Origin of the sequence: Brevundimonas sp. Leaf280 (genome assembly GCF_001422455.1) — a bacterium.
Classification (GTDB): domain Bacteria; phylum Pseudomonadota; class Alphaproteobacteria; order Caulobacterales; family Caulobacteraceae; genus Brevundimonas.
Window position 1 is genome coordinate 156,094 of the sequence record NZ_LMNC01000006.1, and the last position, 11,251, is coordinate 167,344.

General features: G+C 67.1%; 10 protein-coding genes. 6 read left to right on the forward strand and 4 right to left on the reverse strand.

Going from position 1 to position 11,251, the window contains the following annotated elements; all coding sequences use genetic code 11:
• The first annotated feature begins 47 nt into the window (after positions 1-47).
• Complete coding sequence (gene rplL, locus ASF31_RS11840; protein ID WP_055754823.1) at positions 48-431, forward strand: 50S ribosomal protein L7/L12; 384 nt, start codon at positions 48-50, stop codon at positions 429-431.
• A 152-nt stretch (positions 432-583) separates the two neighbouring features.
• Here the strand turns inward: rplL and ASF31_RS11845 are convergent, their stop codons facing one another.
• Positions 584-1,501 carry a PHB depolymerase family esterase gene (locus ASF31_RS11845; protein ID WP_055754824.1) on the reverse strand — a complete coding sequence of 306 codons (918 nt, stop codon included), beginning with the start codon at positions 1,499-1,501 and terminating at the stop codon, positions 584-586.
• A gap of 119 nt (positions 1,502-1,620) precedes the next feature.
• On the opposite strand from ASF31_RS11845, the gene ASF31_RS11850 reads away from it, so the two are divergent.
• Entirely contained in the window at positions 1,621-2,298 is a 678-nt protein-coding gene (locus tag ASF31_RS11850; protein ID WP_055754825.1) for a type 1 glutamine amidotransferase domain-containing protein, read from the forward strand.
• 40 nt (positions 2,299-2,338) lie between these two features.
• Here ASF31_RS11850 and ASF31_RS11855 read toward each other — a convergent pair whose 3' ends face one another.
• Together ASF31_RS11855 and ASF31_RS11860 are read right to left on the reverse strand one after the other, a co-directional pair.
• Positions 2,339-4,315: a M61 family metallopeptidase gene (locus ASF31_RS11855; RefSeq protein WP_055754826.1), complete on the reverse strand. Its 1,977-nt coding sequence runs from the start codon at positions 4,313-4,315 to the stop codon at positions 2,339-2,341.
• 233 nt (positions 4,316-4,548) lie between these two features.
• Positions 4,549-6,510, reverse strand: a complete 1,962-nt coding sequence (locus tag ASF31_RS11860; protein ID WP_055754827.1) for a M61 family metallopeptidase — start codon at positions 6,508-6,510, stop codon at positions 4,549-4,551.
• A 205-nt stretch (positions 6,511-6,715) separates the two neighbouring features.
• Here ASF31_RS11860 and ASF31_RS11865 point away from each other — a divergent pair, with 205 nt between their 5' ends.
• On the forward strand, positions 6,716-8,119 hold the full coding sequence (locus ASF31_RS11865) for a Do family serine endopeptidase (protein ID WP_055754828.1): 1,404 nt from the start codon (positions 6,716-6,718) through the stop codon (positions 8,117-8,119).
• Positions 8,120-8,123: 4 nt separating this feature from the next.
• Here ASF31_RS11865 and ASF31_RS11870 read toward each other — a convergent pair whose 3' ends face one another.
• On the reverse strand, positions 8,124-8,546 hold the full coding sequence (locus ASF31_RS11870) for a VOC family protein (protein ID WP_055754829.1): 423 nt from the start codon (positions 8,544-8,546) through the stop codon (positions 8,124-8,126).
• 74 nt (positions 8,547-8,620) lie between these two features.
• On the opposite strand from ASF31_RS11870, the gene ASF31_RS11875 reads away from it, so the two are divergent.
• From ASF31_RS11875 to ASF31_RS11885, 3 genes are all read left to right on the forward strand, one after another.
• Entirely contained in the window at positions 8,621-9,949 is a 1,329-nt protein-coding gene (locus ASF31_RS11875) for a replication-associated recombination protein A (protein ID WP_055754830.1), read from the forward strand.
• A 16-nt stretch (positions 9,950-9,965) separates the two neighbouring features.
• Positions 9,966-10,691, forward strand: a complete 726-nt coding sequence (locus tag ASF31_RS11880) for an RluA family pseudouridine synthase (RefSeq protein WP_055754831.1) — start codon at positions 9,966-9,968, stop codon at positions 10,689-10,691.
• A gap of 64 nt (positions 10,692-10,755) precedes the next feature.
• The gene (locus ASF31_RS11885; RefSeq protein ID WP_055754832.1) at positions 10,756-11,244 is read left to right on the forward strand and encodes a hypothetical protein; all 489 of its coding nucleotides are present in this window, start codon (positions 10,756-10,758) and stop codon (positions 11,242-11,244) included.
• The last annotated feature ends 7 nt before the right edge of the window (positions 11,245-11,251 follow it).

Below are 11,251 nucleotides of genomic sequence, written 5' to 3' on the forward strand. Positions count from 1 at the left end.
ATCTCTGCATCACTCTCTAAAACCAATCCTCCGAAGGAAAACTGACAATGGCTGACCTCGCCAAGATCGTCGAAGACCTGTCCGCTCTGACCGTCCTCGAAGCTGCTGAACTCTCCAAGCTGCTGGAAGAAAAGTGGGGCGTCAGCGCCGCTGCTCCGGTCGCCATGGCTGCTCCGGCCGCCGGCGGCGGCGCTCCGGCTGAAGCTGCCGAAGAGCAAACCGAATTCACCGTCGTCCTGGTCGACGGCGGCGACAAGAAGATCAACGTGATCAAGGAAGTCCGCGGCGTCCGTTCGGACCTGGGTCTGAAGGAAGCCAAGGACCTGGTCGAAGGCGCTCCGCAGAACGTCGTCGAGAACGTCTCCAAGCAAGCCGCCGACGAAGTCGCCAAGAAGCTGACGGAAGCCGGCGCCAAGGTCCAGATCAAGTAAGATCTGACTTTCGGCATTTGCTGAAGATCGGAAAGGCCCGGCGGGAAACCGCCGGGTCTTTTTTGTTGGCCTATCGCAAGTTTTTGCTGGGCCTATCGCGCTTCGCGCTACTTGAGGCCGGGCGCTACTGTGGTGCGTGGTGCGTGGAGCGCTCAGCGCTGCGGTCGGCTGCGCATAGCGAAGAAGGCCCATAGGGCGTCGTTGTCGGCGACCCAGCTGTGGCCGCCGCCGGCGGTGATGCGGCCCACCACGTCCGCGCCGTCGCAGCAGGCTGAGTAGCCCTCTTCATAGATCTTGTCGGCGATCCAGCGGGTGTCTCGCACCTGGGTGCAGCCGTTCAGCTGGGCCCAGCGCTGTTCGGCGGCGTGCATGGTGTAGCTCCAGTAGCCTGCGCCGCCGCCCTGGATCGGATTGGTGGTGTCGGCGTCGCCGGCGAAGGCGATGACCGGCATAGGGCGCGAAGGACGGCAGGTGGCGGGATCCGGCTCCTCCGGGCGGTCCTTTCTGGGATTGCCGGCGCGCAAGCCGACGACCGGAGCGATGGCGGCGAAACGGTCGGCGGCGACGCAACCCAGCCAGGACACCATCCGCCCGCCGCCCGACAGGCCCGTCGCATAGATGCGGCTGTCATCGACGCAGCCCTGGTTGGCCAGATAATCGATGGCCCCCGTCAGATAGGCGACGTCGTCGGCATCATCGGGGCCGGGGACCGCGCCGGTCACGGTCGGCACGCCGGGGATGTTCCAGACGAAACCTTGATCGATCGGAATCCCGGCGTCGGGCGCGGCGACGATGAAGCCGTGCCGATCCGCCGCCTCCGCCAGGCCGGAAGACGTCAGCATCTTCTCTCCCGTGCCGCCGCTGCCGTGCAGCAGGAAGACCAGAGGCGCCGGCTTTGCGGGGTCAAAACCGATGGGCAGATGGATCCGCATGGTGCGTCCGGTGCGGCCGATGGCGACGGCCTGGGTCGCGCCCGCCTGCCCGATGTTGCAGGAGCCGGCCGCCTGGGCCGAGGGGCTGAAGATCATCAGGCCCATCAGGGCGGCGAACAGACCGAACCATGGCTTCATGCGACGTTGTCTCCGCTGATCGAGAGCGACAGGGTGGGGTGTTTTCGGCATCGAGGCCAGTCTTGAGCGGCGCCGTGCGGCTTCCCATCTGTGGACACCCCAAGACGGAGCCATCCCCTATGAAAATTCTGCTGGTGCTGACGTCGCACGACCAACTCGGCGACACGGGCAAGAAGACCGGCTTCTGGCTGGAAGAACTGGCGGCGCCCTATTACGCGCTGAAGGATGCGGGCGCGGAGATCGTGCTGGCCTCGCCGAAGGGCGGTCAGCCGCCGTTGGACCCCAAGAGCGACGACCCCGACGCCCAGACGGACGACACGCGCCGGTTCAAGGCCGACGCTGAAGCCCAGGCCGCCCTGGCCTCGACCGTCGTCCTGTCGTCGGTGAAGGCCGAGGATTTCGACGCCGTCTTCTATCCCGGCGGCCACGGGCCGCTGTGGGATCTGGCGAACGACGCTGACTCCATCGCCCTGATCGAGGCCTTCGCCAAGGCGGACAAGCCGACCGGCTTCGTCTGCCATGCCCCCGGCGTGCTGAAGTCGGTGGAAGGGCCGGATGGCAAGCCGCTGGTCAACGGCCGCAAGGTGACCGGCTTCACCAACTCCGAAGAGGAGGCCGTGGGCCTGACCGACGTGGTGCCGTTCCTGGTCGAGAACGTGCTGACCGCCAACGGCGGCGACTACTCCAAGGGGCCGGACTGGGGCTCCTATGTTCTGACCGACGGCAAGCTGGTGACCGGGCAGAACCCCGGCTCGTCGCACGCGGCGGCTGAGGCGCTGCTGAAGCTGTTGAAGTAAGGGACGTGTCTCCTCCCCGCGAGGCGGGGAGGAGACGCTTTCAGCGACGGCGGGGCGCGAGGATGTCGGACAGGCGATCCGGCGCGCCTTCGATCCGTTCCAGCCGCGGGTAGCGCAGGCCGTCGTGGTAGGCGAAGGCCACCGTGCGGAAGCGATCGCCGGATTTCAGCAACAGTTCGATCGGGGCGTCGGTCCCTTTCGCCGCCGTGACGGCGTCGCGCAACACCTCGGCCGAGCCGGCCTTGCCGTTGACGGCGACCAGGCTCCAGCCGGCGCCGAGGCCTTGCTCGAAGGCGGGGCCGCCCCAGCGGATGTTGGTCAGCTTGTCGCCCGACAGGGTGAAGCCCAGCGAATATTGGAAGTCGTTGGCCCAGCCGCTCTGGACCGACTTCTCCGCCGCCGAGGGCGTGTCGGTGTAGGTCAGTCGCCAGCCGCCACGCTCGATCCCGGCCAGCGGCGCCCGGGCGTCGGGACCGACGGCGTCCAGACGGGTGCGCAGGAAGGCGGCCCAGTCGTGGGGATAGACGGTGTTCAGGGCTGCGACCACATCCTCGAACCTGTAGCCTTGCGGCGCCCATTCGCCGTCGTCGTGACCGAAGAAGCCCCTGGCGAAATCATCCAGCGACTTGCGGCCATTCGTGCCCTCGCGGATCAGGGTGTCGGCGTCCAGCCAGACCAGCAGGCTTTCGCGGTAATAGTCGCCTGTGCCGCGCATCCAGGATGTGAACTGGCCCGGCACGCGATAGCCCAGAAGATTGTGGTTGTTGGTGTCCTGCAAGGCGCGCCACTGGCGACCCGGCTGCTGGTCATAGAAGGCGGCGACGCTGGCCAGGGTGGCGAGGGCCACATCTTTCGAATGCAGGCCCGAACGGGCGGCCAGCACATCGCCCCAGTATTCGGTCTGACCTTCATAGACCCACAGCAGGGTGTTCTGGGTCGGGACGTTATGGTTGGCGGTCAGCTCGTCCGCCGGACGCATGAACTTGCCGTTCCAGGAGTGGGTGTATTCATGGGGCAGCAGGCCCCGGTCGCCGGCGCTCTTGGTCCAGTTGGTGAAGAAGTCGGGCGCGCCGGTGTTCTCGGACGAGCGATGATGCTCCAGCCCGATGCCGCCCATCTGATCGGTCAGGGCGAACAGGAATTCGTAGTTGTCGAAGTGGCGGGCGCCGAACAGGCGGTCGGCCTGTTGGACCATGTTCTCGAACAGTTTCAGCTGGTCGTCGGTGGCGGCCAGACCCTTGGCCTCGTCGGCCAGGATGTTCAGGTGGACGCGCTCGCCGCTGGGGTCGATGTCGACGCGGCGATAGTGCGCGCCCGCGAAGATGGGGCTGTCGATCAGGGTGTAGAGGTCGGTCGGGGCGAAGGCCGCCACGTCGCCGTCCTGAGACGCCGTGGTCAGGGCGGTGCCGTATTTCCAGCCGGCGGGCAGGACCACCGACGGGGCGACCTGGATCTGGCGGCTGAAATAGCCGGCCGGATAGAGGATGGCCTTTTCCCACTGCAGATTGACCATGGCCGGGGTCATCAGCACGCGCCAGTTGGAGGCGTCGGGCTGGGTCAGCTGCTGGAACTGCACGTCGATGCTGGTCACGCCCGCCGGGATGTCGAGGTGGAAGGCGTAAGGGTCCAGCGTGTCGCGCAGCCACTCGATCCGCTGGCCATTGGCGGTGACGGTCAGGCCGGACAACAGCTGGATTGGGCCGGTGGCGGCGTGGTTGCCGGGCAGGAACTTCGGATAGAGCAGGGTCAGCGGGCCCGGGCTGGCGACCGGGATGGTCTGGCTGACGTTGATGATGCGACGGTCCAGGTCGGTGATGTCGGCGCGGTACTGGATCACGCCCGGATAGGGCTTGTCTTGCGGCGCCGGGATGGCCGGCTGGGCGCGGGGCAGGGCCAGCGGCGCTTGGGTCGCATCGATGACGACCGGAGTGGACTGGAAACTCTGGGCCAGAACTGGCGAAGCGGCGGCCGTCATCAAGACGGCGAGGCAGGCGGCGGTCAGGCGGGTACGCGGCATTCGGTCATCCGGTTCGGCGAAGGAGCCGCACCGTCGGGGGCGAGGGGCGATGCGTCAAGCGCGGCGTTGTGTCTCCTCCCCATGAAATGGGGAGGGGGACCGCGAAGCGGTGGAGGGGCTCTTGAAGTCTCACAGGCGCCTGCGAGGCGGTGAAGAGCCCCTCCGTCACGGCGCTGAAGAAGCGCCGCGCCACCTCCCCACGCAGTGGGGAGGAGACGTATGTGTTCGGCGTTCTAGCGCCGGCGGGGCGTCAGGATGTCGCCCAGGCGGTCAGGCGTGCCCGGGATGCGTTCCAGGCGGGGGTAGCGCAGGCCGTCGTGGTAGTCGAAGACGACGGTGCGGTATTGCTCGTCGTCCTTGACGATCAGGGTGATGGGCGTCGACGGATCCTTGGCTGCGGTGACGGCCTCGGTCAGGCGTTCGGCGCTGGCGGCCTGCCCGTTGACAGCGACGATCTCCATCCCGGCGGCCAAGCCCGACTTGAAGGCCAGGCCGTTCCACTGGACGCTGCGGATCTTGTTGCCCTCGCCGGTCTGGAAGCCCAGCGAATAGGTGAAGTCGTTGCGTTTCAGCTCGGCAGACAGGGTCTTCATGTAATCGGTGGGCTTGTCCGAATAGGCCAGCCGCCAGCCGCCGCGCGCCAGACCGTCCAGCGGGGCGCGGGCCTCGGGGCCATCGGCGTCCAGGCGGGTGCGCAGGAAGGTCGCCCAGTCATTGGCGACGACGCCGTTCAGGGCCGCGACCACATCCTCGAACGTATAGGGAGCGGGGGTATAGCTGCCGTCCTGAACGCCGTAGAAGGCGCGGGCGAAGTCGTCGAGCGACTTCCGGCCGCCGGTCTTTTCGCGGATCGTCGTGTCGACGTCGAGCCAGATCAGCTGGCCCTCCGAATAGTAGTCCTCGTCGCGCTGCCACGACAGCCAGCCCTTGGGCTGGCGCTGGCTGATGATGGGGTCGTTGGTCGTGTCCTGCATCGCGCGCCATTCGCGGCCGACGCGCGTGTCGAACGTCGCGGCGGTCATGGCCAGGGCGTCCATCGCCTGTTGCTTGCTGAGCAGGCCGGAGCGAGCGGCGATCACCTGGCCGTAGTACTGCGTCTGGCCCTCGTAGACCCACAGCAGGCTGTTCTGCAGGGGCGAGTTGAAGTTGGGCACATACTGGTCGGCGGGGCGGCGCCATTTGCCGTCCCAGGAGTGGTTCATTTCGTGGCTGAGCAGGTCGCGATCGGACAGGTGCGTATCCCAGCCGGTGAAGAAGGCGGGATCGACCGAGTTTTCCGAACTGCGGTGATGCTCCAGCCCGATGCCGCCCAGCTTGTCCGTCATGGCGATCAGGAAGTCGTAGTGGTCGAAATGGCGCGCGCCATACAGCCGGTCCATCTGATCAACCAGATTGCGCAGGATCTGAATCTGCTCGTCGGTGGCGTTCAGGCTGTCGGCCTTGTCCGCGACGATGTTGGCGCGAACGGGCGAGCGGCCGCCGGGATCGAGGTCGATCTGGCGATAGTGGACGCCGGCGAAGACCGGGCTATCGATCAGCACTTCCAGATTGACGGGCTTGAACGTCTGGACGTCGCCGGCCTTGGTTTCAGGCTCCAGCGCCGTGCCGAACTGCCAGCCGGCGGGGAACTTGACCGTGGGCTGGACCGTGATGTTCCGCGACCAATGGCCGGCGGGATAGAGCAGCATCTTCTCCCACTGGATGTTCAGCATCTCGGGCGTCATCGTGATGCGGCCCTGATTGCCGGTCGTCGGCGACAGGTGCTGCAGGGTGATGTCCAGCGCCGTCGCACCGGCCGGGACGACCACGTGGTAGGCGAAGGGATGCAGGGTGTCGCGAACCCACTGCACCCGCTGGCCGTTCGCCGTGATCTCGATGCCGGCCAACTGCGCGATGGGGCCGACGGGGCCGTGGTTGCCCGGTAGCCATTCGGGGAAGAACAGGGTCATCGGTCCCGCCTGGGCGACCGGGATCGTTTCCTTCACCGCAAAGATATGCTGGGCGAGATTGGTGGCGTCGACGTCCAGGGTGATGACGCCGGGATAAGCGACGTCCCGCGCTTCCGGAATCGCATGCAGGGGCGCGGGCAGGGCGGGCGGCGTGGTCGAGGCCTGCTGCGCCAGAGCGGCCGGTGCGGTCGAGGCCAATAGGAGGGTTAGGCCGAGAGGGGCGGCGCGCAGGCAAGAACGGATCATCGAGGACTCTTCAGGCGACTGGGGGAACCGCGACAGTCCGACGCAGGGTGCAAGGCGTCAAGGTCTAAGCCGTTGACGATCTTGCGTTCGCCGCTTGGCGGAACGCGCTGTCCCGCTTGTCCGTTGATGCCGCGCACACGCCTTGATCCGGCCCGAAACCGGGTGCGGAATGGCGTCATTCTACGCTTGCCAGTCTCGGATGCCCATGAAGACCCGATCGATCGTGCTCGCCGCCGCCTTCGCCCTGTCGGCGTGCGGCAATCCCTCGAATTCCAAGGCGCAGGAAGGCGAGTTCGCCCAGCCGACGCGCACCGCACCGGCCGATGCGGCGGGTATGAAGTCCAGCTTCGCACCGGTGGTAAGATCTGCCGCGCCGGCCGTGGTCAATATCTCGGCGCGGAGTGTGCAGCGGGTGCAGGCCGATCCGTTCTTCCAGTTCTTCGGCGGCGACATTCCCCAGGCGCGGGTGGCGGAATCCGTGGGCTCCGGCGTCATCGTCCGTTCGGACGGGATCGTGGTGACCAATAACCACGTCATCGACGGCGCCCAGCAGATCAAGGTGGTGCTGAACGACCGGCGCGAGTTTCCCGCCACCGTCATCCTGGCCGACGAGCGCAGCGACATCGCCGTGCTGAGGCTGGAGAACGTCAGCGATCGGCTGCCGGTGCTGGCCATCGACGATCAGGAAGAGCAGCAGGTCGGCGATCTGGTCCTGGCCATCGGCAATCCATTCGGCGTGGGCCAGACGGTGACCAATGGCATCATCTCGGCCCTGAACAGGACCGAGACCGGGATTTCCGACAGCGGCTCCTTCATCCAGACCGACGCGGCCATCAACCCCGGCAATTCGGGCGGGGCGCTGGTGGACATGGATGGCGACCTGATCGGCATCAACACGGCCATCTTCTCGCGCTCGGGGTCCTCGGCCGGGGTCGGGTTCGCCGTGCCGGCCGCGATGGTGAAGCGGGTGGTGGACAGCGCACTGGGCGGCGCGACGGCTGTGGTGCGGCCCTGGCTGGGCGTGAAGGGCGACACTGTCACCGGCGAGATCGCCGGCAGCTTGGGCCTGACGCGGCCGCAGGGGCTGGTCGTCACCGACGTCTACTCCAACGGTCCGGCCGCCCGCGCGGGCGTGCGTCAAGGCGACGTGATCACCGCCATCGACGGTCAGGAGATCAACGATCAGAACGGGCTGAACTATCGCGTCGGGTCGCGCAATCCGAATGATCAGGTCCAAGTCGCCATTCTGCGCGACGGGCGCGCCCAGACACTGACGGCGCGGGTCCAGCCCCTGCCGGGCGACGCCGATCCGAAGCAGGGCGTCACCATCGAGTCCGGTCCCTTTGCCGGAGCCGAGGTCGTGGCCCTGAACCCGGCCCTGGCCGACCGTCTGGGCGGCGATCCGTTCGCGACGGGCGTCATCGTGACCGGCGTCTCCGGCCGCGGCTATGCGGCGCGGGCGGGCTTCCGTCAGAACGACCTGATCGTCAGCATCAACGGCCGCGCCATCGGCTCGGCCCGCGATGTCGAGGCCGCCAGTTCCGGTCGCGGCCCATGGGAGGTCGTCGTCAACCGTGGCGGCCGTCAGATCCGCGGCGTGCTGAGATAGGTCGTCAGGCCTTCGCGGGCCCGCCGATCGACCAGGTGTGGCCGAAGGGGTCGCGCAGGACGCCGTAGCGGTCGCCCCAGAACTGATCGGCCATGTCCAAGACGGGTTCCGCGCCACCGACGGTCATCGCGCGCGTCCAGCAGGCGTCGGGATCGGCGACCTGAAGATGCAGGGTGACGCCGGCCGGCCGCACATCTTGGGAACCGCCGTATTCCGGGAACTCGTCATTCAACATGACGCTGGCGCCGTTGATCTTCAGGTGGGCGTGCATCAGTCGCTCGCCGTCGTCGGCGAGACGGCGGTCCAACACCTCGGCGCCGAAGGCGATGATATAGAAATCGATCGCCGCAGAGGCCCCGCGCGACGGGATTGTCAGATGCGGCGTCACGCCAGAAGTCGGACCCTGGTTCGGATTGGCGTCGGTCATGGTGCGGTCTCCGTGGCGGTTCGCGATACTAACGCGTGAAAAGCCTTTGGCGAACGCCTACATAGGTCGCACCCATGAGCGACCTGTTCGAAGCCTCCGGCATTCTGCCCCCCGACGCCCCCTTGGCCGACCGCCTGCGTCCGCGCACGCTGGACGAGGTGGTGGGGCAGGATCATCTGCTGGGGCCAGGCGGGCCGATCCGGCGCATGATCGAGGCGGGGCGGTTGGGGTCGATGATCCTGTGGGGACCGCCGGGGACGGGCAAGACCACGATCGCGCGCCTGCTGGCCCAGGCCGCGGGCTATGAGTATCAGGCTATCAGCGCGGTGTTTTCGGGCGTCGCCGATCTGAAGAAGGCGTTCGAGGCGGCGCGGATGCGGCGTGCAGCGGGACAGAGCACGCTGCTGTTCGTCGATGAGATCCACCGCTTCAACCGCGCCCAGCAGGACGGCTTTTTGCCGTTCGTCGAGGCAGGCGTGGTGACCCTGGTCGGGGCCACGACGGAAAACCCGAGCTTCGAGCTGAACGGCGCCTTGCTGTCGCGCAGTCAGGTCTATGTGCTGAAGCGGCTGGACGACGCGGCATTGGATCAGCTGCTGAGCCGGGCCGAGACGCATATGGACCGGACCCTGCCGCTGACGCCGGAGGCCCGGCAGGCGATGCTGGCCCTGGCCGACGGCGACGGGCGGTATCTGCTGACCATGTCGGAGGTGCTGTTCGACCTGGCTGAGGGCGAGATGCTAGGCGTGCAGGGACTGGCGGGCGTGCTGCAACGCCGGGCGCCCGCCTACGACAAGAGCCGAGAAGAACACTACAACCTCATATCCGCCTTGCATAAATCGGTTCGGGGCTCCGACCCTGACGCGGCGCTCTACTGGCTGGCGCGCATGCTGAACGGGGGGGAGGATCCGCTGTATCTGGCGCGGCGGATCGTGCGGATGGCGGTCGAGGATATCGGCGAGGCCGATCCGCTGTCGATCCTGGTCGCCAATGCGGCGAAGGACACCTATGACTTTCTGGGCAGTCCCGAAGGCGAGCTGGCACTGGCCCAGGCGGTGGTCCACCTGGCGACCGCGCCCAAGTCGGTCGGGGTCTATGAGGCGTTCAAGGCGGCCAAGAAGGCGGCCTATGAGACGGGCTCGCTGATGCCCCCCGCCCACATCCGCAATGCCCCGACCAAACTGATGAAGTCGTTGGGGTACGGCAAGGGCTATCAATACGACCCGGACACGCCCGAGGGCTTCTCCGGCGCGAAATTCTTCCCCGACGAGATGGAACGTCGCACCTTCTACAAGCCCAAGGGCGAGGGGCACGAGGAGAAGGTCAAGGCGCGGCTGGAACGCTGGGCCGAGATGCGGGCGCGGATGGCGGTGGACAGCGCTGTGGACGCGGCGGGCGACTGACCTCTAGAAGCGCCCGATGTCCGACCGCCAACCTGTCGTCCTGTCCGAAGACGAAATCGCCGCCGTCCGGTCGTGGGTGATCCACGAGGATGCGCACGTCATCGCCTTCTCAAAGCCGCCGGGCCTGTCCAGCCAGGGCGGGCGGATCAAGGCGCATACGCTGGACGATCTGCTGTGGGCGTTTGCGCGTTCGAACGGCAAGCGGCCGGAGCTGGTTCATCGGCTGGATCGCGACACCTCCGGCGTGATTCTGGCGGCCAAGACCAAGCCGGCGGCGAGTTTTCTGGGCAAGGCGTTGCAGATGCGGCGGTTCAGGAAACAGTATCTGGCCCTGCTGTCGGCGGCGCCTGAGCCCAAGGCGGCGACCATCGACGCGCCGCTGCGTCGCGAAGAGATCGGGCGCGAGAGCTATATGCGGGTCGTCGCCTTTGACGCGCCGGGCGCACAAGGGTCGCAGAGCCGCTATCGGACCTTAGCCGCAGGACCGGAAGGAGCCTTGGTCGAGCTGGAGCCGCTGACCGGGCGGATGCATCAGCTGCGTGTACATATGGCCCATATCGGCCGGGCATTGATCGGGGACGTGCGCTACGGGGGCGCCCTGACCACGCCGGTCGGGCCGGCGCCGCGTCTGATGCTGCATGCCGCCAAATTGAGCTTTCCGCATCCCGAGGGCGGGACGACGACGGTCGAAGCGCCGCCGCCCGAGGATTTCGCGAAGCTGAGAACGGCGCTGGGTCTTTAGGTCAACGGCGCTTCAGGGAACGGCGTGCGCGTTTTGGCGCTATGTCGTTGAAAGGATACCTCTGATGAAGCGTCTCGCCCTCGCCCTGACCGGTCTTTCCGCCCTGGCCCTGACCGCCTGCGCTAGCCTGGCGCCCTATGGCGCCCAAATGGGGCCGAACGGGCAGGGGTATTCCGAGCAGCGGATCGAATCCAATCGCTATCGGGTCACCTACAACGGCGTCGGCGCGGCGGGCCGTGTCGCCGATTGGGCGCTTGTGCGCGCCGCCGACCTGACCACCGAACAAGGCTACGACTGGTTCGAGGTGACACAGAGCTGGACCGATGGCCGGCTGGGGGGCGCGGGCGGGGTCAGCCCGAGCGTCTCCATCGGCGGCGGCAGCAGCCGATATGGCGGCTATTCGGCCTCGGGCGTCGGTGTGGGCGTCGGTCTGAACTTCAGCGGACCACAGCCGACCTCGACGACGCTGGAAGTGGTTTTGGGACGCGGCCAGAAGCCGGATCGGCCCAACGCCTATGATGCGCGCTCTGTCCAGAGTTCCATCCCGCGCTGACCATCGC

Coding starts and splice junctions, on each gene's coding strand:
- ASF31_RS11860 (WP_055754827.1), bottom strand. CDS start 6,510: ATGATCCGTTCTTGCCTGCGCGCCGCCCCTCTCGGCCTAACCCTCCTA.
- ASF31_RS11850 (WP_055754825.1), top strand. CDS start 1,621: ATGAAAATTCTGCTGGTGCTGACGTCGCACGACCAACTCGGCGACACG.
- ASF31_RS11865 (WP_055754828.1), top strand. CDS start 6,716: ATGAAGACCCGATCGATCGTGCTCGCCGCCGCCTTCGCCCTGTCGGCG.
- ASF31_RS11875 (WP_055754830.1), top strand. CDS start 8,621: ATGAGCGACCTGTTCGAAGCCTCCGGCATTCTGCCCCCCGACGCCCCC.
- ASF31_RS11845 (WP_055754824.1), bottom strand. CDS start 1,501: ATGAAGCCATGGTTCGGTCTGTTCGCCGCCCTGATGGGCCTGATGATC.
- ASF31_RS11855 (WP_055754826.1), bottom strand. CDS start 4,315: ATGCCGCGTACCCGCCTGACCGCCGCCTGCCTCGCCGTCTTGATGACG.
- ASF31_RS11880 (WP_055754831.1), top strand. CDS start 9,966: ATGTCCGACCGCCAACCTGTCGTCCTGTCCGAAGACGAAATCGCCGCC.
- ASF31_RS11870 (WP_055754829.1), bottom strand. CDS start 8,546: ATGACCGACGCCAATCCGAACCAGGGTCCGACTTCTGGCGTGACGCCG.
- ASF31_RS11885 (WP_055754832.1), top strand. CDS start 10,756: ATGAAGCGTCTCGCCCTCGCCCTGACCGGTCTTTCCGCCCTGGCCCTG.
- rplL (WP_055754823.1), top strand. CDS start 48: ATGGCTGACCTCGCCAAGATCGTCGAAGACCTGTCCGCTCTGACCGTC.